The sequence below is a fragment of the Streptomyces acidiscabies genome (assembly GCF_020010905.1).
GTDB classification, from domain to species: domain Bacteria; phylum Actinomycetota; class Actinomycetes; order Streptomycetales; family Streptomycetaceae; genus Streptomyces; species Streptomyces acidiscabies.
This window is the reverse complement of sequence record NZ_JAGJBY010000001.1, coordinates 4,890,067-4,911,856: the sequence shown is the minus strand read 5'-3', so window position 1 is coordinate 4,911,856 and position 21,790 is coordinate 4,890,067. Positions and strand designations below refer to the sequence as shown.

Sequence of the window (21,790 nt, the reverse complement as noted above, 5' to 3'; positions counted from 1 at the left end):
CCGGCGTTCCCCGTCCGCCCCACAGAAAACACACAGGCTTGGCCTGTTCGCGCGTGCCGCGTGCTCATCCCGCTGTGCTGAGGTGACCCCCGTACGGGATTCGACTTGTGCGACATGGACCGACCCCAGCGACAAACGGACCGACCCCAGCGACAAGGAGAGCACATGCCCCGCACCGGACGCTGGGCCGCGGTGACCGCCGCGGCCTTCGCCACCGCTCTGGCCTTCACGCCCTCGGCGAGCGCCGACACCCCCTCGACGAGCGCGGCGCCCCCGTCCCGGCCCGTCCACTGGACCGCTCCCGCCCCGGGCCTGACCGCCCCGGCCCTGAAGAAGGTCCTCGACCTGCCCGTGCGCATCACCAACGACTTCGCGAACCGTCCCACCACCCAGTGCCTGGACGTCGACGCGAACGGCGGCGGCAACGGCACCGTCGTCCAGGTCTGGCAGTGCAACGGCACGACCCAGCAGCGCTGGTACCTGTGGAACAACGGCGCGCTGGAGAGCTACCGCTTCCCCGGCAAGTGCCTGGACGCCGACACCAACGGCGGCGGCGCCAACGGCACCAAGGTCCAGATCTGGGACTGCAACAACACCGCGCAGCAGAGCTGGTCCCACCCGTCCGGCGACCGCGCGATCTACAACGCCCTCTTCTACGGCGGCGGCAACATCGTCCTGGACCGCGACGCCAACGTCTGGGGCAACGGCGCCCGCGTCCAGCTCTGGCAGAAGAACTTCCAGTCGCAGCAGTGGTGGGACGTCTGGGCGGACTGACAGCGAACGGGCCGGCGGAAAACCGACAACACCGGCACCCCCGGGAAATGTCCGGAAACCGACGGCCCCACGCCCCAACCTTTCCCCCACCCCCGTGGTCCCACCTGGCACGGACACCCGCCCGAGAGGAGCCACCCACCCATGAAACGCTGGGCCACCGCCCTGGCCACGACCACGCTGGTGCTCACGGGAACCGCCCTCGCCCCGGCCGCCGTCGCCGCTCCGCGCACCGCCGCTGTCTGCGCGACGGGCTGGGGCAGCGACACGAAGGCCGCGCCGGGCTCGATCGCGACGGTCGGATCCCTCACGGACGTACGGACGGGCCGCCACGACTGCTACGACCGGATCGTTCTCGACATCCCCGGGATGACGACCGCCGATCCCGCCGCGTACTGGGTCCAGTACGTCCCGAGCTTCTCCCATCCCCCGTCCCAGACCGGCATTCCGGTCACCGGCGGGGCCATCATCGAGGTCGAGTTCACGGCGCCGGTCGACACGGCCCGCTATCCCGTGCGCCTCGCGGCCCCGCTCCCCGGCCTCGACCTCACCTCTTACCGCACCTTCCGCGACGCCAAGTTCGGCGGCACGTACGACAACGGGACCCATATCGGCCTCGGGGTCCGCGCCCGGCTGCCGTTCAGAGTGCTGGTCCTGCCCGACCGGCTCGTGGTGGATGTCGCTCATACCTGGTGATCGTTCCGAGTGCCGGAAACGGTTCACACCAATTTCGGATCACACCTTTTCCGGCACCCGCCACGCCCCTGACACCCACCACGCCCCCGGCGCTCACCACGACCCTCAAGGTTGACACGTCACCCGCTGAACTTCCCCGCATTCTCCGCCAGCCACGCGTCAAAGCTCCGCAGCTCCGGATTGATCTCCCGCAGCCGCACCAGATCCCGCGCCCCCGTGAACTCCCGGTCGAAGTCGCCGTAGTACTGGAACATGTTGCCGATCTCGTCCCCAGCAGGGACCCCGAGAGAGCGGAACACGTCGTACGGCACCGACTGGAACCGCACCGGCTCGCCGTACGCGCCGGACAGCTTCTCGGCGTACTGCGCGCCCGTGAGGTGGTCGCCCGCAAGGCCGACCGTCTCGCCGATGTACTGCTCACCGCCCTTGATCAGCGCGAACCCGGTGCGGCCGATGTCCTCGGCGTCGACGCCGGACAGGAGCTTGCCGTCCTCCAGCGGGAGGGTCAGGGTCAGGACGCCGTCGTCGCCGCGCTGGGGGGCGAACTGGCCGAGGAAACCCTGGAAGTAGAACGTGGCGTTGAGGAACGTCGTCGGCACGCCCGCCTCCGTGAAGAGCCGGTTGCTCTCACCCTTCGCGTCGAAGTGCGGGACGTTGTAGGAACCCTGGAGGACCGGCATCCGTTCATCCGTCAGCGGCAGCAGCTCGCGGGTGTCCTCCAGCGTCGACCAGACGACGTGCCGCAACCCCGCGGCCTGCGCGGACCGGACCAGCACCTCGATCTCGGCGGTCTCCTTCTCCGCCGACATGTGCGCCCAGAAGTTGGTGACCAGGAACGCGCCGTACGCGCCCTCGAACGCCGCGCGGACGCTCGCCTCGTCGGTGAAGTCCGCCCGTACGACCTCGGCGCCCAGTCCGGCGAGTTCCCGGGCGGCGGGCGCTTCGGGGTCACGGGTGAGCGCGCGGACGGTGAAGCCGGACTCCGGGTCCGCGAGGACCGCGCGGGCGAACCCGCCGCCCTGCGCACCCGTGGCTCCGGCGACCGCGATGACCTTCTTGCCGTTCATGGTGCTCCTCCGAAAGGCCGTGGTTGACGCTTCAACCAGAAGCCTAGGACCATCAAGATGACACGTCAACCAGATCGAGGGCGTAGGAAAACCCCCGACACCTGGTCGGGCAACCCTCAGCGGTTGCGGGACGCCCCCGGAAGCGGCGCCTGAAGATCCGCGAGAAGCTCCGCCTGCCCCGCGAGAACACCGGAGAGAATCGCGCGGGCGACCCGCAGCAGCTCGGCGATGCGCGGATCCGTCAGCGAGTAATGAACGGTCGACCCCTCTTTACGGGTCACCACGAGATTCGCCCGCCGCAACACAGCGAGCTGCTGGGACAGATGCGCGGGCTCGATCCCGACCTCGGGAAGCATCTCCGCGACAGAGTGCTCACGCTGGCTGAGGAGTTCGAGCACGCGGATCCGGGCGGGATGCCCGAGCGTCTTGAAGAACTCGGCCTTCAGCTGGTACAGCGGCGTACTCACCGTCCCGCCACCTCTCGCATCCGCCCGTTCGCCACGAACCTGCATGGTAACAACCTCGAAGGCCACCGAATCCGGCGAACGCCGAGGACGACAGGAGATCACCGATGACATGGCCACGGGTCGACGGGATGCGGACACTGGAGCTGGGCACCCCGGGCGACATGCGGGTACGGCTCAACTCCCTGGCCCTGTCCGGCCGCAAGACCACGACGACGGGCCTGGCGGGGCACCGCGGCTACTGGGAGCGCGCGGGTACGCCGGTCGACGACGGAACGCGCGTCGTGTGCCTGGCCTTCCGGCTGGTGGACGCTCCGCAAGACACCCCTCCGACATCGGCCTCAAAATAATTCCGGCACCGATGTCGAGAACCCGTACCCCGCTCCGTCCCAGTAGTGAACGCGGCCACAACGGGCCGCATAAGTCGAGGAGAACGTCATGGCCAAGTACCTGTTGCTCAAGCACTACCGGGGCGCGCCGGCGGCGGTCAACGATGTGCCGATGGAGCGGTGGACGCCCGAGGAGGTCTCGGCGCACATGCAGTACATGCGGGACTTCGCGGAGCGGCTGGTGGAGAGCGGGGAGTACGTCGACGGGCAGGCGCTGGCGCCCGAGGGGACGTGGGTGCAGTACGGCGGGGAGGGGCAGGCGCCCGTGACGGACGGGCCGTTCGCCGAGACCAAGGATCTGATCGCCGGGTGGATGGTGATCGACGTGGACACGTACGAGCGGGCCGTCGAGCTCGCCGGGGAGTTGTCCGCGGCGCCCGGCGCCGGGGGGAAGCCGATTCACGAGTGGCTGGAGCTGCGGCCCTTCCTCTCCGCGGCGCCGAACGTCACGGACTGCCACGCCGGTGGATGACGCGCTGCTCAGGGGCCTCACCCCGGGTGTCCTGACGGTCCTCGTCCGCCGCGGAGCAGACTTCGCGGCGGCCGAGGACGCCGTCCAGGACGCCCTCGTGGAGGCGGTCCGCGTGTGGCCCGGGGAGCCGCCGAGGGACCCGAAGGGCTGGCTGGTCACCGTGGCCTGGCGGAAGTTCCTCGACCAGTCCCGCGCGGACACGGCACGCCGCCGCCGCGAGGACCGCGTCGAGGAGGAACCCCAGCCCGGCCCCACCCCGGCCGTGGACGACACGCTCCAGCTGTACTTCCTGTGCGCGCACCCCTCGCTGACCCCGTCCTCGGCGGTCGCGCTCACCCTGCGCGCGGTCGGCGGGCTGACCACCCGGCAGATCGCCCAGGCGTACCTCGTCCCCGAGGCGACGATGGCGCAGCGGATCAGCCGGGCCAAGCGCACGGTCTCGGACGTCCGGTTCGACCGGCCCGGCGACGTCGCGACGGTCCTGCGCGTCCTGTACCTCGTCTTCAACGAGGGCTACACCGGCGACGTCGACCTCGCCGCCGAGGCGATCCGCCTCACCCGGCAGCTCGCCACCGCGATCGACCACCCCGAGGTCGCGGGCCTGCTCGCCCTGATGCTGCTGCACCACGCCCGCCGTACGGCCCGTACGGCCCCGGACGGCAGCCTGGTCCCGCTCGCCGAACAGGACCGGACGCGCTGGGACACCGCCCTCATCGCCGAGGGCGTCGACATCCTCCAAAAAGCCCTGGCCCGCGACAAGTTGGGCGAGTTCCAGGCGCAGGCGGCCATCGCGGCGCTGCACGCCGACGCGCCCACCGCCGGGGAGACGGACTGGGTGCAGATCGTGGAGTGGTACGACGAACTCGCGGGCCTCACGGACAGTCCCGTCGTCCGTCTCAACCGGGCGGTGGCGGTCGGCGAGGCGGACGGGCCCCGCGCGGGTCTGGCCGCCCTCGCGGCCGTGGATGCCTCGCTCCCCCGTCATACGGCGGTGGCGGCCCACCTGCACGAACGCGCGGGCGACCTGGCGACGGCGGCGCGCCTGTACGCGGAGGCTGCCCACAAGGCCCCGAACCTCGCGGAGCGCGACCACCTGACCCGCCAGGCGGCCCGCCTCAACACGCGCGGCGCGAACTGAACAGACTCAGTCCCTCAACACCAGGTCGAGGAGCCCGGGAAACTGCGCGTCGAACTCCTCCCGCCGCAGCCGGTTGACCCGCCGGGGCCCCTCGTCCCGCTGCTCGACGAGCCCCGCCGCGCGCAGCACGGAGAAGTGGTGGCTGAGCGCGGCCTTGCCGACGGGTACGTCGAAGCTGCCGCAACTGCGCGTCCAGACAGGGGAACCGGCAAGTTCACGCAGGAGCCGGATGCGGACGGGGTCGGCCACGGCAGACAGGGCCGTGAGCACGGGGACGTCCTCGGGGTGCGTGTGGACGGGCGCGGCGCGGTGGCTCGCGCCCGGGGGCTGGTCGGGCATGTGCCTCCTGTCGGCGGGGGTCCCGGCCGGTTGCCGAGTGTTCGACGGATATCTTACAGTCCGAGTGTTCGCTTCCAATTGAACACTCGCCCGGACCGAGCCCCGTCACCCTGCCCCGTCACCTGCCCCGAAGGACGTGTCACCCATGCGCGCAATCGAGTTCCACGAGACCGGCGCCCCCGAGGTCCTGAAGCTCGTCGACGCCGAGACCCCCGAACCGGCCCCCGGCCAGGTCACCATCGACGTCGCCTATGCCGGTGTGAACTTCGCCGACGTCAAGGCCCGCGCCGAGGGCTACCGCGTCGAGACCCTGCCCTTCCGTCCCGGCCTCGAAGTCTCCGGCCGTATCCGCACGGTCGGCGAGGGCGTCACCGGCCTCACCCCGGGCCAGGAGGTCGCCGCGTTCCTCCCTGGCGGCGGCTACGCCGAGGTCGTCCGCGCCGAGGCCACCGCCACGGTCCCGCTCCCCGAAGGCCTCGACCTGCGCACAGCGGCGACGCTCCCCACCGTCCTGCCCACCGCGCACGCCCTCCTCCACGAGGTCGGCCGCCTGCGCACCGGCGAGACGGTCCTCGTGCACGGCGCGGCGGGCGGCGTCGGCACGGTCGTGGGCCTGCTCGCGCGGGCGGCGGGCGCGGGCGCGGTGTACGGCGTGGCCTCGACCCCGGCGAAGGCGGAGTACGCGCTGAAGCACGGGTACGACGAGGTGTTCACGCCGGACGCGTTCGCGGCGGACGTCCGCCGTGCCACCGGCGGCAAGGGCGTCGACCTGATCCTCGACCCGGTCGGCGGCGAGACCCTCCGGCTCGGCCTCGACGCCCTCGCGCTGTACGGCCGCCTGGTCTCCTACGGCAACGCGTCCGGCGCCGCGCCCTGGCAGGCCGGCGCACCCGAACTGGGCGCGCAGGGGCGTTCCGTGTCGGCGTTCACGCTCCTCGGCCTCGCCCAGTCCGCGCCGGACGAGCTGCGCGCGCTCACGGAACGGGCGTACGCGAAGGTGCTCGACGGCACGGTGTCCCTGCCGGTGACCGCCGAGTTCCCGCTGACGGAGGCGGCCGAGGCGCACCGGCTGCTGGGCGGGCGGACGTCGACGGGGAAGCTGCTGCTGCGGGTGGCGGACTGAGGGCACGCCCCCCCGCACTCGCCAGAGCCTCAGCCCCCGTACCGCGCAGCCGCCGTCAGCAGCGCGTCGACCTCACCCTCCGTCGTCGCAAAGGACGTGACGAGCCGTACGACCCCCTGGCCCCACCGGTCGTGGTAGAAGGCGAACCCGTCCGCGAGGAGTCCGTCGAGCACCACTTGGGGCAGTCGGGCGAAGAGGATGTTCGCGTCGGCCGCCCCGAGCAGTTCGACTCCCGGGATCGCCTTGAGCCCCTCCTGGAGGCGGGCGGCCATCGCGTTGGCGTGGGCCGCGTTGCGCAGCCAGAGGCCGTCGGCGAGGTAGGCGTCCAACTGGGCTGCCTGGAAGCGCATCTTGGCGGTGAGCTGTCCGGCGCGCTTGCCCCGGAAGGAGAGTTCGGGGGTGAGGGAGCGGTCGAACACCACGATCGCGTCGGCCGTCATCGTGCCGTTCTTCGTGGCGCCGAAGGACAGGACGTCGACCCCGGCCCGCCAAGTCAGCTCGGCGGGCGTGCAGTTGAGGGAGGCGACGGCGCCGGCGAACCTGGCGCCGTCCATGTGCACCCGCAGCCCGGCGTCCTTGGCGATGGCCCCCAACTCCCGTACCTCGTCGAGGGTGTAGACCGCCCCGGACTCGGTGGCCTGCGTGATGCTGACGACGGACGGCTCGACGCTGTGCACGTCACCCGTCTTGTGGCGGACGGCCGTTCGCAGTTCGGCGGGGTCGATCTTGGCGTCGGCGCCGCCGAGGGGCACGAGCTTGGCGCCCGCCGTGTAGAACTCGGGCGCCCCGCACTCGTCGTTGTTGATGTGGCTCTCGCGGTGGCACAGGACACTGCCCCAGGGCGGGGTGAGCGTGGCGAGGCTCAGCGCGTTGGCGGCGGTGCCGGTGGAGACGAACAGGACGTCGACGTCGTGCTCGAAGAGGTCGGCGAGCCGGCTCCGTACGGACGCGGAGTGGTCGTCGGCGCCGTACGGGAGAGCGGAGCCGGAGGCGGCTCGGATCATCGCCTCGACTATCTCGGGCGGGGCGGCGGCGGTGTTGTCGCTGCTGAAGATCATGGGCGGGGCTCCTTGACGGCGTGGATCAGACGGCGGAGGGCGTCGAGGTAGACGTCGTGGTCGGTGACGGCGGGGACGATCTCGGCCAGATGGGCGGTGAGGACGGGGAACGCCTCGGGGTCGAGCGCGGCCAGCGCGCGGCGGGTGGTGGCGCGGGCGGCAGCGGGGTCGCGGTGGTCGACGAAGCCGGCGCTGCCGAGGGTGAGGAGGTACAGGGACCGGTACGCCGTGATCGCCTCGGTGGGGGTCATCCCGGCGGCGAGGCTGTCGGCGAGCTGGGGTTCGGTGAGGCGGGCCAGCAGGTTCGGGCCGAGCCAGGGGCGGGTGCCGCGCAGGGCGAGGAGGCCGGGGTGGGCGACGAGGAGGCGGTAGAGGGCGGTGAACCGGGTCTCGGTCACGCTCTCCCAGTCGCCCGTCGCCTCCGGGAGCTGGGCCGCGAGGTGGTCGAGGCACAGGTCGAGGAGTCCGGCGAGGTCGGTGCAGCGGCGCTGGAGGGAGGCGAGCGAGATGTCGAGCCGGGCGGCGAGGGCCCGGAAGGTGAGCGCCTCGGGTCCGCCCTCGTCGACCAGCCGGAGGGCGGTCTCGGCGATGCGGGCCGGGGTCGCGCGGTCCAGGGAGGGGGAGGTGCGAGGCATGCGGGTCAGCGTACGGTACGGCGTATCGCCAGGACAAGCACACCCCACCCGGAACAGGCACACCCCGCCCCGGAAGGTCTCAGCCCTCCGCGGACCGCACCCCGTTCAGGAACAGGTCCAGGAACCGGTCCCGCATCCCCGTCGCGCTCACTCCCCGCCTGTGCGAGATGTGCGAGCTGAAGTTCGTCAGCGCGGCGGCGAAGGACTCCGCGGCGACCGAGCGGTCGAGCCCCGGCCGCAGCTCACCGCGCTGCTCGGCGCCGTACAGCACGTCCTCGATGACCGCGAGCGGCTGGTCCACGCAGTCGCGCAGGAAGCCCGCGTACAGCTCGGGGAAGTCGGGGAACTCGAAGGAGCACCGGAAGACGATGAGCCACTGGGGGCTCTCCAGGGTCTCGGCCATCTTGTCGTACAGGATGCCCAGGTCCCGTTCGAGGCTGCCGGTGCGGGGCGGGTGGATGCAGCCGGAGAGGCTGCTGAGCGCCGCGAGGACCAGGTCGTCGCGCTCCGGCCAGCGGGAGTAGAGCGTGCGCTTGGCGACCTTCGCGCGGGAGGCCACGGAGTTGGTGCGGAAGCCCGCGACGCCGGCCTCGGCGAGTTCGTCGACGGCCGCTTGCAGGATGCGTTCGTCGGCGCCGGGGTCACGGGGCCGGCCCGGTCTCGCGGCGGGCGGTGACGTGGTGGCCATGGGTACCCCTTCCGGCGGTGCTCGGTTCCAGTCTTACAGGTGGCATGTTTCACGACCGAAACGGTTTCGTATTCATCCATGTCCGCGATAGCGTGGAGGCCGGGACACCAAGTGAGGGGACGGTGGCCATGACCGGACACCCGACGACCGCAGCGCAGCGCTCACGCCGCAGCCGGATCAGCCCGGAGCGCGAGGCCGAGTTGTACGACGCCGTGCTGGACCTCCTGCGCGAGGTCGGGTACGAGGGGCTCACGATGGAGGCGGTCGCCACCCGCACCCGGTGCAGCAAGGCGACCCTCTACCGCCAGTGGGCGGGCAAGCCGGAGCTGGTCGCGAAGGCGCTGCGCCACCAGAAGCCGGTCTCCTTCGACCGCATCGACACCGGTTCCCTGCGCGGCGACCTCATGACCCTCGTCGACCAGCTCGACGACCATCGCATGGCCGAGGACACCGCGCTGATCCGGGGCCTGTCGTGCGCGGTGCACGCGTACCCGGAGCTCCGGGTGGCGTTGCGCCGTCTGCTGGTCGACCCCGAGGTGTCCGGCCTCGACACGCTGCTCGGCAGGGCGGTCGAGCGCGGGGAGGTCCACCCGGACACCCCCGCCCTCGCCTACGTCGCGCACATGATGGTGGGCGCGCTGATCACCCACTCCCTGATCGAGGGGACCCCGGCGGACGCGGCCTTCCTGCGCCGGTACATCGACTCGGCACTGTTCCCCGCGCTGGGGGTGTGACTCAGCCGAGCTTCTCGTTGAGCAGCGCGGCGAGCGGCGCGGAGGACGCCGGGTTCTGCCCGGTCAGGACGTTGCGGTCGGTCACGGTGTACGGCGCCCACGGCGCACCGGACTCGACCCGCAGCCCCGCCTCGGTGAGCCGGTCCACCAGCAGCCACTTCGCCTTGTCGGCGAACCCGCCGATGCGCTCCTCCTCGTTGGTGAAGGCGGCGACCCGGTACCCGGCGAACGCGTTCGTGCCGTCGCCCTTCACGGCCGCGAGCAGCGCCGCCGGACCGTGGCAGACGACGGCGACCGGCATCCCGCTGCCGACCGCGCGGGTGAGCAGCGCGCCGGAGTCGGCGTCGACGGCGAGGTCCTCCATCGGACCGTGCCCGCCGGGGACGTACACGGCGTCGTAGTCCTCCAGGCGTACGTCGGTGAGGGCGATGGGCTCGCGCAGGCCGGTCGCCTTCTCCAGGCCCTCCTTGATCTCGTCGGAGTCGAGGCTGTTCCGGTCGACCGGGGAGACGGCGCCGCCGGGGGTGGCGACGGTGACCTCGTGGCCGGCGGCCTGGAACGCCTCGTAGGGGACGACCGCTTCCTCGGCCCAGAAGCCGGTGGGGTGGGTCGTGCCGTCGGCCAGGGTCCACTGGTCGGCGGCGGTCATCAGGAACAGGATCTTCGCCATGGTGCGCTCCTCGGCGTGGGGGATGTACCGACGAGACTAGTTGCAATCACCACCGATGCACCAACGGAGCCGTTGTCCGTGAGGTCACCCCCGTGCGTTGCGGCACATGTCCTCGGTGAGCGGGCGCCCGGTGGGCCAGGCGGTCGCCTGGAACGCGAGGGTTCCCTTTCCGGCCTTCCCGGCGGCGGGCGGGACGAGGCGGACGACGGCGACCGCCTTGTCGTACGGCGTCCCGTCGCTCTTCAGGCAGATCCAGCCGCTCGCGCCCTCCACCTTGGACTGGCCGCGCAGCCGCCGCCAGGTCTCCTTGATGTCGGCGAGCGCCGGGACCGTGCCCTTCTCGTCGACGCGGTCGGCGATGCCGGTGACAGCGGTGGTGGCCGCGTCGAACATGGTGATCGTGCGGCCGTCGGTGAGGTCGACGGCCCCGATCTGCTTCTGCTTGTCGATCACGCCGGTGAGTTTGGCGAGGTCGTCGGGGGAACCGCCGGTCGCGGGGCGCCCCTTGGTGCCGGCCTTCCACGCGTCGGGGTGGGTGATGGTCGCGTACTCGACGGTCAGGCCCGCGCCCCGGGTGAAGGCGCCCCAGTCGAGGTTGGGGTCGAGGGTGATCGTCGAGGCGCCGGAGACGGTGACGACGCGGATCGGGCGTTCCGTGCAGCCCCGGTCGCCGAGGGCCTTGATGAGGTTGGCGAGGGCGGGGGGCCGTCCGGCGAAGTAGACGGTGGTGGCCTTCGAGTCGCAGACGTTGCCGACCATCTGCCGGAAGTCCCGGTAGAGCACCTTCTCCGCGTCGTACGTCTCGGGGCCGCCCGCCGCGCCCTTGGTGACCTCCTGGAACGCGTCGCGCAGGGACCGGGAGTACAGGTCGTCGCTGTTCTCGTCCTGGATCAGGAAGGTCCGGGACGAGTCGCCGCCGAGGTAGTGGCTGAGGGCCTGGGCCTGGTCGCGGTTGGAGGGGACGACCTTGACGAGGCCGGGGTAGTGACCGGCGTCGTCGTTCGCGAGGTCGGTCGCGGTGATCGGGCCGCCCACCACGGGGATGCCCTTGTCCTTGGTCAAGTAGCCGATGGTGTCGGCGTTCTGACGGACACTCAGGTTGAAGCCGAAGACGACCCGGAGCCGGTCCCGCGTCTTGGTCATCTCCCCCAGCCAGTCGGCGACTTGTCTGCCGTGGTCCATCGCGCGCCCCGGGTTGGCGAGGACGAGGCGGACGCCGATGTCGGAGTCGTCGACCTTGTTGGCCCGGTACTGGGCGAGGTAGGCGCCCTGCACCTCGCGCAGGATCTGGTCCCGGTCGGCCTTGCTGTCGGCGGCCGGGGTCATGGGGATCATCAACGCGACTGTGGTGTACGGCTTCTGAGTATTCGTCACCTCGTCGTTGAGGTCCTTGATCGCCTTCGACACCTTGTCCAGCTCGCTGATGTAGACGTGGCCGCCGTCGCTGACGCCGACGCACTGCCCGCCCTCCTTCACCAGCCGTTCGTTGCCGCTCTGGCAGTAGTCGGGCAGCCCGGCGGCCCACACGACCACGGTGACCGCGCCGAACGCGAGCAGCGCGCACGCCCCGAGGAGGACGCCGCGCACGACGGGGACGAAGTGGGCCCGCAGCACCAGCCAGACGCCGGCGCCGAGGACGAGGAGGAGGACGATCGGCCCGCCGATCAGTACCGGCGTCGGCCAGAACTCGGGTGCCACGTCAGTGTTCCCTTCTGGCGGTGGGGAGTTCGGGGACCCGCCGCCCCTGGGCGAGCAGGACGGGCCAGCGGCGGGCGGCGTCGGCGGTGGCGAGCTCCTGGTCGCCCCGGTCGTCGTACGCGACGTCGAAGCCGTTGAGCAGTTGCCGCAACCGGTTGTCGGGGCTCTCCGGGTCGTCCGTGTAGAGGGAGGAGAGCGTCGAGACTCCCCACAGCAGGTCGAGGAGGCGGCCGATCGCGCGGTGGCGGTCGTCGTGGTGGGGTCCACATGCTGTGCAGAGCGCGGCCGGCTGCGGGTGCTGTCCGGCGTACCCGTCGGGCGGGTGCGGGGCCGCGCACACGGTCTGTACGGTGGCCAGCCAGCCGGGGCGGCCGGTGGCACCGAACGCCGTGTGCAGCCCGGCGACGGCCTCCTCGCGGCGGCCGAGAGCCAGGGTGTGGTGCAGGTGGGGTGCGCTGCCGGGGGCGTACCGGTCGCGGGCGGCGGTGTGCAGCGCGGTCCAGCGGGCGGGGTCCGCCTCGGTGCGCAGGTGGTGCAGGAGGAGTTCGCGCAGGGTGCGGTCGCCGATCGCGGGGTGGGCGGCGTCCGGCCAGGCCGCGCGGTGCCAGTGGTCCTCCTTGAGGAGGTCGCGGACGCGGTGGTGCTGGTCGGGGTCGTGTCCCGGCAGGTGCGGTACGTCCTCCGCGCGCAGCGCCACCGCCCACGGGAGGAGGGCGTCGATCAGGTCGCGGTCGGGGACGAGGTAGCGCAGCAGCGCGGCGGTGACGGTGCCGTCCTGGTCGGTGCCCGCCGGAGGCAGGCTCAGCAGGGCGGGGCCGAGGGCCTGGGGTTCGGCGCGCAGGAGGGTGGCCCGGCGGCCGGTGCGCAGGGTCTCGCGGGCGGCCTCGATCAGCGGGTGCGCGCAGCCCGCCCGGCCGGCGCTGAGCTGCTCGACGAGGTTGGGCAGTCCGCGCGGGCAGGGGGCGCCGAGGGCGGTGGCGATGCTGTCGGCGCCGAGGGCCGGCGCCTGGAGCCACACCTGCCAGGCTTCGCGGGCGTCGCTGCGGGGGCTGTGCCAGACGAGGGTGCCGAACTGCGGGACGCCGAGCGGGTGGGGGTGCTTGGGGGTGGCGGCCCGGGGCCTGGCGGAGAGTTGGGTGGCAACGATCACCGGGCGGGTGACCTGGTCGCCCCGCGTGTTCTCGGGGCCCGCCGCTCTCGCGTAGGCGGTCAGCAGGAGGTCCAGGAGGCGGCGTCCTGTGGGGGTGTGCGTGTTGTCGAGGAGGATCAGCGGCAGGGGCCGCACGCGCCAGTGTCTTCGCCGGTAGTGGGCGTCGATGTCGGCGAGGAACGCGGCGCTCAGGCGGCTCTCCAGGTCGCGGCGGGCCTGGGCGGGGACCTGGAGGCGCAGGCTCAGGAACACCCAGTCGAGGAGCTTCCTGATGCCGGAGCCCGAGATCGCGAGGAGTTCCTCGTCCCACCATTTCAGGGCCGCCTGGTCGAGTCTGGCGCCGCCGCGCTCCCCCGCCTGTCCGATGATCCGCTGGAGGAGTTCCTCGACCGGGCCGAGTCCCGGCGCGAACGCCGTGACCAGGGGGATCGCCGCCGACACCCAGGCCGCGAGCGTGTCCCACAGGGGGCGTTCGCCGGCCAGGGCCTCCTCCAGTGCGCGCAGGCGGTGTTCGAGGCGCTGGAGGTCCGCCAGCGCGGGGCCGTCCGCGTGGTCGGTGTCGAGGGGTTCGTACAGGGTGGTGGCCGCCATCAGGCCGTACGTGAAGCGGGGGAAGTCGATGTGGCCGAACTTCGGGACGTCCACGCTGAGTTCGCGCACCAGCCAGCCGAGCGCCGCGAGCGGGCGTGAGGTCAGGGGGCTGGCCTGGTCGGGGGGCGGGGCCATGCCGACCGGCTGGGCGCCGGGCATCGGCCACTTCGCGACATGCAGGCGGCCCACATGGGCGTCGTGCAGCTGCTCGCAGACGGCCGTCCTGCCCGTGCCACGTCCGCCGTACACGGTGATCACCGGGGCGCCGCGCGGGTATCCGGACGCGGCTCCCGTACCGCGCGGCCCCAGGCCCACGGCCTCCGGGACGAACGTGTCGACGAGTTGCTCGTACCCGTGGAGTACACGGTGCGCCATCCATACCCCCGTTGAGATGTGCGCGCTGTGGGGTGACCCCTGAGATCACGTCAATTCTCCCCCAATACGGGGATGTTGGCGCCGGTGTTGCTTGACTGGGGTGGTTACGAACAGGTGAAAGGGGATGACGTGTACGACCTCACGGAGTCGATCGAGTCGATGGAGCAACTCGCCTCGGGCTGGCGGACGTTGACACTCGACCGCAATCCGGACTCCGACGTCCGCGACCTGCCGGGGATCGCCGTGCGGTGGGCCGACAGCCGGTTCCTCTTCTGGAACTGCGTCACGCTCACCGAGACCGATGTCCGACCCGCGCTCCTGGAGCGGCGGTTGGGCGAGGCGGCGGACGTCATGCGGGCCAAGAAGCAGGGCGGGTTCCTGTGGGTCTTCGAGGACCTGCTGTCCCCCGAGGCCCGTACGGCGCTCGCCCCGGCCGCCGGACGGGCGGGCCTCGCCCACGCGTTCCCCGGCACCGGGATGGCCGGTGACCTGCTGCCGCTCCCCGAACCCGCCCACCCGGAGCTGACGTTCGTCCGGGTGCGCGACGACGAGCAGCTGACGGCGTACGCGGACCTCAACTCCCGTGCGTACGGCTTCGATCCGGACGACGGGCGGGACGGTCTGGTCGGGTCCGCGCTGTGGAAGAGCGGCGTGCACGCCTACCTGGGGCTGCGCGACGGGGTCCCGGTGAGCTGCGCGGCGACCGTCGAGACGGACGGGCGGCTGTTCGTCGTCCTCGTCGCGACCGACCCCGCCTGGGAGCGGCGGGGGTACGGGGAGGCGGTGACGCGGAAGGCGCTGTACGAGGGCGGCCGGGCCACGGGGCTGACCCGGGCCACCCTGCACGCGACGGCGGCGGGGGCGCCGGTGTATCCGAGGATCGGGTTCCGGGCGAACTCGCCCATCTCGTTCTGGGCGCTCAGTTCAGGCTGAGTTCCGGGCGGTACATCTCCAGCCAGAGGGCCAGGTCGAGGGCGCGTTCCAGGCCGCGTCGCCCGGCCTGGCTGTTCACCTGGGTGGTGCGGTGGGCGATCTCGTGAAGGTGGGTCCTGTCGACGAGGTCGAAGACCGGGTGGGAGGGGTTCGTGAGGAGGTCCTTGGCCTGGGCGCGCAGGGCGGTGGCGTACGCCGGGTCCTGGGTGGAGGGGTAGGGGCTCTTGACCCTGTCGTACACGGACTTGGGCAGGAGGTCGGCGGTCGCCTCGCGCAGGAGGCTCTTCTCGCGGCCGTCGAAGGACTTGAGGGACCAGGGGGTGTTGTAGGCGTACTCGACGAGGCGGTGGTCGCAGAACGGGACGCGGACCTCCAGGCCGACGGCCATGCTCGCGCGGTCCTTGCGGTCGAGGAGGATGCGGACGAACCGGGTGAGGTGGAGGTGGGACATGCGGCGCATGCCGTACTCGAAGTCGCTCTCGCCGTCGAGGCGTTGGATGTCCTTGACGGCTCCCCGGTGGCTGTCGGCCACGTAGCCGTCGAGGTCGAGGGCGGTGAGCAGGGCGGGGTCCAGGGTCTCGGCGTCCTGGCCGAAGTGGCGGCCGAAGCCGGCCAGCCAGGGGAAGGTGGTGCCCTTGCGGGCCTCCTCGTCGAAGAACTGGAGGTAGCCGCCGAAGACTTCGTCCGCCGACTCGCCGGAGAGGGCCACCGTGGACTCGCGGCGGATCGCCTTAAACAGCAGGTACAGGGAGGCGTCCATGTCACCGAACCCTGCGGGCAGGTCGCGGGCCCTGATGCCCTTCGCGCGGACCTCCGGGTCGGCGAGGGACTGCGGGTCCAGGACGATGTCCTGGTGCTCGGTGTGCGCGGTGCGGGCGACGTCGTGCACGAAGGGGGTGTCGGGGGTGCCGCGCAGGTCGTCCGCGATGAAGTGGTCCGTCTGGCCGACGAAGTCGACGGCGAAACTGCGCACCTTCTCGCCGTGCTCGCCGAGTTGGCGTGCCGCGAGCGCCGTCATCGCGGAGGAGTCGAGGCCGCCGGAGAGGAGCGTGCAGCGGGGGACGTCGGCGACGAGCTGGCGGCGGACGATGTCGTCGAGGAGTTCCCTGACCGTCGCGATCGTCGTCGCCTTGTCGTCGGTGTGCTCCTTCGTCTCCAACTCCCAGTACACGCGCCGGTGCAGGCCCTCGCGGTCCACGGTGACGACGGTTCCCGGCTCCACCTCCGCCATGCCGTCCCACACCGCGTGGCCCGGCGTCTTCACCATCGTCAGCAGTTCCCGCATGCCGTCGAGCGTGACGCGGCGGCGGGCCAGGGGGTTCGCGAGGATCGCCTTGGGTTCCGAGCCGAAGAGGACGCCGTCCGGGGTGGGGTAGTAGTAGAAGGGCTTGATGCCCATGCGGTCCCTGATCATCACGAGCTTGCTGCGGCGGCCGTCCCAGACGGCGAACGCGTACATGCCGTTGAGGCGTTCGGCGACCTCGTCGCCCCACTCCAGGTAGCCGTGCAGGACGACTTCGGTGTCCGAGTCGGTCGTGAACCGGTGCCCCCTGGCCTCCAGTTCGCGGCGCAGCTCGGTGAAGTTGTACGCCTCGCCGGAGTACACCATCGCGACGGTCCCGTGCGCCGTCGGAAAGGTCATCGGCTGCCGTCCACCGGGCAGGTCGATGATGGCGAGCCTGCGGTGCCCCAGCCCTGCGGGGCCCTCCGCCCACGCTCCCCTGTCGTCCGGTCCCCGGCACTCCATCGTCTCCGTCATCGCATCCAATACGGCGCCCTCGTCCCGCAGTTCACGGTCGAAGGAGACCCAGCCGGCGATGCCACACATAACGTCCTCCACTCCGCGTCCCCTTCCGGGAACCCCGTCTCACCAGCGCAGACGCACGCCGGAAGCACACCCGTCGGGGGAACAAGTTGTAACCACCACTCACTTCCGAGCGTGCGCCGTGCGTGACCGTCGGTCAACATGGCCGTAACAAAGGAACCTTGAGCAACCACCTGCTTTCGGACGGACTTTGCCGGGGATAGACCTGCGACTCGGCGCACCGCCTTGGCCACACCCACCGGGAACCGGCCACAAGCAAAAACTTCCCCACCGGGAGAGGGATCCGCCATGGATTGAGGAGGAAACCGGGCGAGCATCATCAAGGCCCAGCACTTTGGAACACATGGGGGTGGATCCGATGCCCGACCAGTCCGACAGATCATCAGAAAGTGCCGGTGAGAGTACTGGTACGCCGGGGACATCAGGCCGCTGGGGAAAGCTGATCGCCGCAGTCGCCGCACTCGGAGGGTTCGGCGGTCTCGCTCTGTTCCTGCCCGCGCTGGGAGACACGTTCGGCTGGGGTGCCGATGGCGGGCAGCCCAAAGAGACGGTCGCGACGTCGGGGCCGAGCAGTTCATCTGCCACCACGCGCGGCGGGCCGCCGGATTCCTCCACCAAGATCGAATATCCCGCAGCCCATGGGGACGAACCGATCGAGATCGGCCTCTGCCAGGAGTTCAGGGGAAGCTCGCGACTGACTGACGGCTACAGGTTATGGATCGCCGGACGAGCCGCGGGCGAAGACGACTACGTCCTCTTCGGCGAGGCAACCGTGTCCGCCACCACCGGCGACTGGACCCACACCATTCAAGCGGGCGCCAAAGAACAGAAGGGTCTGGTATTCGAGATCTTCACGGTCCCGGTACCGGAAACAGTCTCCGACTACCTGCTCGACGCCACCGACTACCAGGGACGCCACCTGGCCCCCCACGGTGACGGATCTCCGGAAGTCGGCCTGCGCAACACGGCTTTCCCACCGGACTCCGACACACTTCACATCGACAGCATCAAGGTGCGGCGGAACAACGATTCCCGTCCGTGCTGAGCCATGGTCGGCCCGCGCGATCAGCATCGCGGCCCCACCCGAACCCCAGCCCTGAGCCCCTGGAGTCCCGTGCCTCTCTCCCTCGAAGACCGCCTCGCCATCCACGAGTTGATCGCGCTGCACGGCCACCTCGTCGACGACGGTGACCTCCACCGTCTCGACGAGCTGCTCACCCCCGACGCCGTGTACGACCTCAGCGACTTCGGCCGTCCTCCCCTGATCGGTATCGACGCCTTCCGCGAAGCCGCCCTCGCGCTGGGGGCGGCCAATCCGGTTGCCCATCACGTCACCAACGTCGTCATCGTCGCCTCGGACGCCGACAGCGCCCAGGTCCGTTCGAAGGGCCTGGGCGTGATGGTCGACGGGTCCTGTGGGTCGGTGAGTTATGACGACACGGTGGTTCGTACGCCGGGTGGCTGGCGGATCAGCCGGCGGCTGATGGCGGTTCGCCGGGTTCCACTGAACGGTGCCGGGTGACAGCTCACGCCGCGTTTCTCTCCGCCGCCTCCACCACGTTCGCCAGCAGCATCGCCCGCGTCATCGGCCCCACTCCCCCGGGCATCGGCGCGAGCCAACCCGCCGTGCGGGCGCAGTCCGGGTGGACGTCACCCACCAGGCCCGAGTCCGTGCGCGTGATGCCGACGTCCAGGACCGCCGCGCCGGGGCGGAGCATGTCGGGGGTGACCAGGCCGGGGACGCCCGCCGCCGCTATGACGATGTCGGCCTCGCGGACGTGCCAGGCCAGGCCCTTCGTGCCGGTGTGGCAGAGGGTGACCGTGGCGTTCTCGGAGCGGCGGGTGAGGAGGAGGCCGATGGGGCGGCCGACCGTCACGCCTCGGCCGATCACGCAGACGCGGGCACCGGCCAGCGGGACTTCGTGGCGGCGGAGGAGTTCGACCACTCCCCGTGGGGTGCAGGGAAGCGGTGCCTCGACGCCCAGGACCAGGCGGCCGAGGTTCACGGGGTGGAGGCCGTCCGCGTCCTTCGAGGGGTCCATGCGTTCCAGTACCGCGTTCGCGTCCAGGTGCGCGGGCAACGGGAGTTGGACGATGTAACCCGTGCACGCGGGGTCCGCGTTGAGCCGGTCCACCGCCTCCTCGACCTGCGCCTGCGTCGCGTCCGCCGGAAGGTCGACGCGGATCGACGCGATGCCGACCTGGGCGCAGTCCCGGTGCTTGCCGGCGACGTACGCCCGGCTGCCGGGATCGTCGCCGACGAGGACCGTGCCGAGGCCGGGCGGCGGAGCGCCGGTGGCGGTCAACTTGGCCACGCGGTCGGCGAGTTCGCTGCGGAGTGCGGCGGCGGTCGCCTTGCCGTCGAGCAGTCGCGCGGTCATCGCGTTCCCCCTCAGCCCCGCAACCGGGACATGGTCGGGTCGAACAACGGCTCCTCGGCGACCACGGCCTCCACCCGCCGGTCGAAGTAGCCGATACGCAACTCCGTGCCGGGCACGGCGAGTTCGGCGGGGAGCCAGGCGTACGCGATGCCCTTGCCGATCGTGTAGCCGTACGCGGCGCTGGTCACGTACCCGACAGCGCGCTCCCCGTCGTACACGGGCTCCTTGCCGAGGACGACGTCGTACGGGTCATCGATGGTCAGGCAGGTCAACTTCCGTCGCACAGAGGTCTTCCGGCGTTCCAGCGCCGCCTTGCCGATGAAGTCGCCCTTGTCGAGCTTCACGGCGAAGCCGACGCCCGCCTCGTAGGGGTCGTGCTCGTAGGTCATGTCGGTGCCGAAGGAGCGGTAACCCTTCTCCAGGCGGAGGCTGTTGAAGGCGCCGCGGCCCGCGATGACGCCGCCGAGGGGTTCGGCCGCGCGGCGCAGCGTGTCCCAGAGTTTCAGGCCGAGGTCGGCGGTCGTGTAGATCTCCCAGCCGAGTTCGCCGACGTAGGACAGGCGCATGGCGGTCACCGGGACGCTGCCGATGTGGGCCTGCTTCGCGCGGAAGTACTTGAGGCCGTCGTTGCTGAAGTCGTCGTCGGTGAGCGGCTGGAGGACCTTGCGGGCGAGGGGTCCCCACAGGCCGATGCAGCAGGTCCCGGCGGTGATGTCGCGGACCTGGACGGTGCCGTCGGCGGGGAGGTGGCGGGTGAGCCAGTCGAGGTCGAGGTTGCCGTTGGCGCCGATCTGGAAGCGGCCCTGGGCGAGGCGGGCCACGGTGACGTCGCTGCGGATGCCCCCGTCGTGGTCCAGCAGCAGCGTGTACGTCACCGAGCCGACCGACTTGGCGACCTTGCTGGTGGTCAGCGTCTCCAGGAAGGCGCCCGCGCCGGGGCCGGTGACCTCAAGCCGCTTGAGCGCGGTCATGTCGTACATCGCGACGGTCTCGCGCGTGGCCTGCGCCTCGGCGCCGACGATCGGGGACCAGTACTGGGCCGCCCAGTCGTTGGGGACGGGGATGGAACGGCCGTCCAGGAGCGCGGAGTTGGCCTCGTACCAGTGAGGGCGTTCCCAGCCGTTCGCCTCCAGGAAGAACGCGCCGTGCTCCTGCTGCCTTTCATGGAACGGGCTGGTCCGGATCGGGCGCGGGTCACCGGAGGGCTGGAGCGGGTGCAGGATGTCGTACACCTCGACGAAGTTCTGGCAGTCGCGCGCGAGGACGTACTCCGGGGTGAGCTGGTGCGGCTCGAAGCGGTTGACGTCGCACTCGTGGAGGTCGAACGAGGAGCAGTACCCGTCGACGAGCCACTCGGCCATCGCGCGGCCGATGCCCGCCGAGTGCGTCACCCACACCGCCTCGGCGACCCAGAACCCCTTGACGTCCCGCGATTCGCCGAGGAGGGGGAAGTTGTCGGTGGTGAAGGAGAACAGGCCGTTGATGCCCTCGTCGACCTTGGCGTCCTTCGTCGCGGGCAGCAGCGATTGCGTCTCGGTCCAGGCGTCGGCGAAGTCGTCCTCGGTGAACTCCAGGACGGACGGCATGGGTTGGTCGTCGCCGAAGGTGAGGATGTCGTCGGCGGAGACCGGCATGGGGCGGTGGCCGTAGTAGCCGATGCCGATGGCGTCGTACCGGTCGCGGTAGTAGAGGTCGGCGTCCTGGTGGCGCAGGATCGGCCGGACGGCCTCCTCGGTCTGCCCGGCGAGCGCGGGGACGGGGCCGGTCCAGGCGAGTTGGTGGGCGAGCGGGGTGAGGGGGAGGTTCATGCCGGCCATGCGGGCGATCTTCGGGCCCCAGATGCCGGCGCAGCACACGACGATGTCGGCGTCGAGGTCGCCGTGGTCGGTGCGGACGCCGGTGACGCGGCCGGCGTCCTGGAGGATGTCGAGCACCTCGTGGCGGGGCAGGAAGTCGACGCCGTTCTCGGTGGCCCGGCGGATCTGGGCCTCGACGGCGAGGACGGCCTTGGCGAGGCCGTCGGTGGGGACGAAGAGGCCGCCGAGGACCCGGGAGCGGTCCAGCAGGGGGTGCTTGGCGACGCACGCGTCCGCGTCGATCAGCTCGGCCTCCACGCCCCACGCGGTGATCCAGCCGTGCCGGCGCTCCAGTTCGGTGAGGCGCTCGGGGGTGGTGGCGACTTCGAGGCCGCCGACCTGGAGGAAGCAGGGCTTGCCGTCCACGTCCAGGGAGCAGAACTTGTCCACCGTGTAGCGCGCCAACTCGGTCATCGCCTTGGAGGAGTTGGTCTGGAAGACCAGCCCCGGGGCGTGCGAGCTGGAGCCTCCGGTGGCCGGGAGCGGACCCTGGTCGACCACCGTCACATCGGTCCAGCCGCGCTGCGCGATCTCGTCCGCGAGCGCGGCGCCGACGACGCCTGCTCCGATGATGACCACTCGGGGTCCCGTCATCGCCGCACCTCCGCTTGAGTTGCTTCGTACGCAACGCACTTCAGGTTGCGCAACTCAATGTGCCCGGCGCACAGGGGGGTGTCAAGAGGGCCGGGGATGCCGGAGAACACCCCTTTTCCACAACAGGAAAAACACGAACGCCC

The 21,790-nt window shown here is 71.2% G+C and carries 22 protein-coding genes; 10 read left to right on the top strand and 12 right to left on the bottom strand.

Annotated features, from left to right (window positions below; all coding sequences use genetic code 11):
- Positions 1-165 precede the first annotated feature (165 nt).
- Positions 166-774 carry an RICIN domain-containing protein gene (locus tag J8M50_RS22540; RefSeq protein WP_010356147.1) on the top strand — a complete coding sequence of 203 codons (609 nt, stop codon included), beginning with the start codon at positions 166-168 and terminating at the stop codon, positions 772-774.
- Between the two features lie 141 nt (positions 775-915).
- A complete protein-coding gene (locus J8M50_RS22535; protein WP_010356148.1) occupies positions 916-1,467 on the top strand; it encodes an AMIN-like domain-containing (lipo)protein in 552 nt (183 codons plus the stop codon).
- Positions 1,468-1,586: 119 nt separating this feature from the next.
- On the opposite strand, the gene J8M50_RS22530 is transcribed toward J8M50_RS22535, so the two are convergent.
- Together J8M50_RS22530 and J8M50_RS22525 are read right to left on the bottom strand one after the other, a co-directional pair.
- The gene (locus J8M50_RS22530) at positions 1,587-2,534 is read right to left on the bottom strand and encodes an NmrA/HSCARG family protein (protein WP_010356150.1); all 948 of its coding nucleotides are present in this window, start codon (positions 2,532-2,534) and stop codon (positions 1,587-1,589) included.
- A 116-nt stretch (positions 2,535-2,650) separates the two neighbouring features.
- Positions 2,651-3,001: an ArsR/SmtB family transcription factor gene (locus J8M50_RS22525; RefSeq protein WP_010356151.1), complete on the bottom strand. Its 351-nt coding sequence runs from the start codon at positions 2,999-3,001 to the stop codon at positions 2,651-2,653.
- A gap of 104 nt (positions 3,002-3,105) precedes the next feature.
- Here J8M50_RS22525 and J8M50_RS22520 point away from each other — a divergent pair, with 104 nt between their 5' ends.
- The 3 genes from J8M50_RS22520 to J8M50_RS22510 all read left to right on the top strand — a co-directional run bounded on the left by J8M50_RS22520 (position 3,106) and on the right by J8M50_RS22510 (position 4,997).
- Positions 3,106-3,348, top strand: a complete 243-nt coding sequence (locus J8M50_RS22520) for a hypothetical protein (protein WP_010356152.1) — start codon at positions 3,106-3,108, stop codon at positions 3,346-3,348.
- 88 nt (positions 3,349-3,436) lie between these two features.
- Complete coding sequence (locus J8M50_RS22515) at positions 3,437-3,859, top strand: YciI family protein (protein WP_010356153.1); 423 nt, start codon at positions 3,437-3,439, stop codon at positions 3,857-3,859.
- Positions 3,852-4,997, top strand: coding sequence for an RNA polymerase sigma factor (locus tag J8M50_RS22510; protein ID WP_010356154.1), 1,146 nt, complete (start codon positions 3,852-3,854; stop codon positions 4,995-4,997). The genes J8M50_RS22515 and J8M50_RS22510 overlap by 8 nt, the downstream gene beginning before the upstream one ends.
- A 6-nt stretch (positions 4,998-5,003) precedes the next feature.
- Here J8M50_RS22510 and J8M50_RS22505 read toward each other — a convergent pair whose 3' ends face one another.
- On the bottom strand, positions 5,004-5,336 hold the full coding sequence (locus J8M50_RS22505) for an ArsR/SmtB family transcription factor (protein ID WP_010356156.1): 333 nt from the start codon (positions 5,334-5,336) through the stop codon (positions 5,004-5,006).
- A 145-nt stretch (positions 5,337-5,481) separates the two neighbouring features.
- Between J8M50_RS22505 and J8M50_RS22500 the strand changes: the two genes are divergently transcribed.
- Positions 5,482-6,459 carry a quinone oxidoreductase family protein gene (locus tag J8M50_RS22500; protein ID WP_010356157.1) on the top strand — a complete coding sequence of 326 codons (978 nt, stop codon included), beginning with the start codon at positions 5,482-5,484 and terminating at the stop codon, positions 6,457-6,459.
- A gap of 29 nt (positions 6,460-6,488) precedes the next feature.
- Here the strand turns inward: J8M50_RS22500 and J8M50_RS22495 are convergent, their stop codons facing one another.
- The 3 genes from J8M50_RS22495 to J8M50_RS22485 form a co-directional block, all read right to left on the bottom strand.
- Positions 6,489-7,517: a threonine aldolase family protein gene (locus J8M50_RS22495; RefSeq protein ID WP_010356158.1), complete on the bottom strand. Its 1,029-nt coding sequence runs from the start codon at positions 7,515-7,517 to the stop codon at positions 6,489-6,491.
- Complete coding sequence (locus tag J8M50_RS22490; protein WP_010356159.1) at positions 7,514-8,152, bottom strand: TetR/AcrR family transcriptional regulator; 639 nt, start codon at positions 8,150-8,152, stop codon at positions 7,514-7,516. Before J8M50_RS22490 ends, J8M50_RS22495 begins: the two co-directional genes overlap by 4 nt.
- A gap of 79 nt (positions 8,153-8,231) precedes the next feature.
- Positions 8,232-8,840 carry a TetR/AcrR family transcriptional regulator gene (locus J8M50_RS22485; RefSeq protein WP_010356160.1) on the bottom strand — a complete coding sequence of 203 codons (609 nt, stop codon included), beginning with the start codon at positions 8,838-8,840 and terminating at the stop codon, positions 8,232-8,234.
- A gap of 128 nt (positions 8,841-8,968) precedes the next feature.
- On the opposite strand from J8M50_RS22485, the gene J8M50_RS22480 reads away from it, so the two are divergent.
- A complete protein-coding gene (locus J8M50_RS22480) occupies positions 8,969-9,574 on the top strand; it encodes a TetR/AcrR family transcriptional regulator (RefSeq protein ID WP_010356161.1) in 606 nt (201 codons plus the stop codon).
- 1 nt (position 9,575) lies between these two features.
- On the opposite strand, the gene J8M50_RS22475 is transcribed toward J8M50_RS22480, so the two are convergent.
- The 3 genes from J8M50_RS22475 to J8M50_RS22465 all read right to left on the bottom strand — a co-directional run bounded on the left by J8M50_RS22475 (position 9,576) and on the right by J8M50_RS22465 (position 14,058).
- A complete protein-coding gene (locus tag J8M50_RS22475) occupies positions 9,576-10,244 on the bottom strand; it encodes a type 1 glutamine amidotransferase domain-containing protein (protein ID WP_010356162.1) in 669 nt (222 codons plus the stop codon).
- A gap of 84 nt (positions 10,245-10,328) precedes the next feature.
- Entirely contained in the window at positions 10,329-11,942 is a 1,614-nt protein-coding gene (locus J8M50_RS22470; RefSeq protein ID WP_010356163.1) for an ABC transporter substrate-binding protein, read from the bottom strand.
- Position 11,943: 1 nt separating this feature from the next.
- Positions 11,944-14,058: a hypothetical protein gene (locus tag J8M50_RS22465; RefSeq protein ID WP_010356164.1), complete on the bottom strand. Its 2,115-nt coding sequence runs from the start codon at positions 14,056-14,058 to the stop codon at positions 11,944-11,946.
- Between the two features lie 129 nt (positions 14,059-14,187).
- Here J8M50_RS22465 and J8M50_RS22460 point away from each other — a divergent pair, with 129 nt between their 5' ends.
- Positions 14,188-14,991, top strand: coding sequence for a GNAT family N-acetyltransferase (locus J8M50_RS22460; RefSeq protein WP_010356165.1), 804 nt, complete (start codon positions 14,188-14,190; stop codon positions 14,989-14,991).
- Here the strand turns inward: J8M50_RS22460 and asnB are convergent.
- On the bottom strand, positions 14,978-16,819 hold the full coding sequence (gene asnB, locus J8M50_RS22455; RefSeq protein ID WP_010356166.1) for an asparagine synthase (glutamine-hydrolyzing): 1,842 nt from the start codon (positions 16,817-16,819) through the stop codon (positions 14,978-14,980). The genes J8M50_RS22460 and asnB overlap by 14 nt on opposite strands.
- Positions 16,820-17,174: 355 nt before the next feature.
- Between asnB and J8M50_RS22450 the strand changes: the two genes are divergently transcribed.
- On the top strand, positions 17,175-17,861 hold the full coding sequence (locus tag J8M50_RS22450; RefSeq protein WP_141655610.1) for a hypothetical protein: 687 nt from the start codon (positions 17,175-17,177) through the stop codon (positions 17,859-17,861).
- A 69-nt stretch (positions 17,862-17,930) separates the two neighbouring features.
- Positions 17,931-18,338 carry a nuclear transport factor 2 family protein gene (locus tag J8M50_RS22445; protein WP_010356168.1) on the top strand — a complete coding sequence of 136 codons (408 nt, stop codon included), beginning with the start codon at positions 17,931-17,933 and terminating at the stop codon, positions 18,336-18,338.
- 4 nt (positions 18,339-18,342) lie between these two features.
- On the opposite strand, the gene J8M50_RS22440 is transcribed toward J8M50_RS22445, so the two are convergent.
- Together J8M50_RS22440 and J8M50_RS22435 are read right to left on the bottom strand one after the other, a co-directional pair.
- Positions 18,343-19,197, bottom strand: a complete 855-nt coding sequence (locus J8M50_RS22440; protein WP_010356169.1) for a bifunctional methylenetetrahydrofolate dehydrogenase/methenyltetrahydrofolate cyclohydrolase — start codon at positions 19,195-19,197, stop codon at positions 18,343-18,345.
- 11 nt (positions 19,198-19,208) lie between these two features.
- Entirely contained in the window at positions 19,209-21,647 is a 2,439-nt protein-coding gene (locus J8M50_RS22435; protein WP_040837244.1) for a GcvT family protein, read from the bottom strand.
- Positions 21,648-21,790 lie beyond the last annotated feature (143 nt).

Coding starts and splice junctions, on each gene's coding strand:
- J8M50_RS22540 (WP_010356147.1), top strand. CDS start 166: ATGCCCCGCACCGGACGCTGGGCCGCGGTGACCGCCGCGGCCTTCGCC.
- J8M50_RS22535 (WP_010356148.1), top strand. CDS start 916: ATGAAACGCTGGGCCACCGCCCTGGCCACGACCACGCTGGTGCTCACG.
- J8M50_RS22530 (WP_010356150.1), bottom strand. CDS start 2,534: ATGAACGGCAAGAAGGTCATCGCGGTCGCCGGAGCCACGGGTGCGCAG.
- J8M50_RS22520 (WP_010356152.1), top strand. CDS start 3,106: ATGACATGGCCACGGGTCGACGGGATGCGGACACTGGAGCTGGGCACC.
- J8M50_RS22515 (WP_010356153.1), top strand. CDS start 3,437: ATGGCCAAGTACCTGTTGCTCAAGCACTACCGGGGCGCGCCGGCGGCG.
- J8M50_RS22505 (WP_010356156.1), bottom strand. CDS start 5,336: ATGCCCGACCAGCCCCCGGGCGCGAGCCACCGCGCCGCGCCCGTCCAC.
- J8M50_RS22500 (WP_010356157.1), top strand. CDS start 5,482: ATGCGCGCAATCGAGTTCCACGAGACCGGCGCCCCCGAGGTCCTGAAG.
- J8M50_RS22495 (WP_010356158.1), bottom strand. CDS start 7,517: ATGATCTTCAGCAGCGACAACACCGCCGCCGCCCCGCCCGAGATAGTC.
- J8M50_RS22490 (WP_010356159.1), bottom strand. CDS start 8,152: ATGCCTCGCACCTCCCCCTCCCTGGACCGCGCGACCCCGGCCCGCATC.
- J8M50_RS22485 (WP_010356160.1), bottom strand. CDS start 8,840: ATGGCCACCACGTCACCGCCCGCCGCGAGACCGGGCCGGCCCCGTGAC.
- J8M50_RS22480 (WP_010356161.1), top strand. CDS start 8,969: ATGACCGGACACCCGACGACCGCAGCGCAGCGCTCACGCCGCAGCCGG.
- J8M50_RS22475 (WP_010356162.1), bottom strand. CDS start 10,244: ATGGCGAAGATCCTGTTCCTGATGACCGCCGCCGACCAGTGGACCCTG.
- J8M50_RS22465 (WP_010356164.1), bottom strand. CDS start 14,058: ATGGCGCACCGTGTACTCCACGGGTACGAGCAACTCGTCGACACGTTC.
- asnB (WP_010356166.1), bottom strand. CDS start 16,819: ATGTGTGGCATCGCCGGCTGGGTCTCCTTCGACCGTGAACTGCGGGAC.
- J8M50_RS22450 (WP_141655610.1), top strand. CDS start 17,175: ATGCCCGACCAGTCCGACAGATCATCAGAAAGTGCCGGTGAGAGTACT.
- J8M50_RS22440 (WP_010356169.1), bottom strand. CDS start 19,197: ATGACCGCGCGACTGCTCGACGGCAAGGCGACCGCCGCCGCACTCCGC.
- J8M50_RS22435 (WP_040837244.1), bottom strand. CDS start 21,647: ATGACGGGACCCCGAGTGGTCATCATCGGAGCAGGCGTCGTCGGCGCC.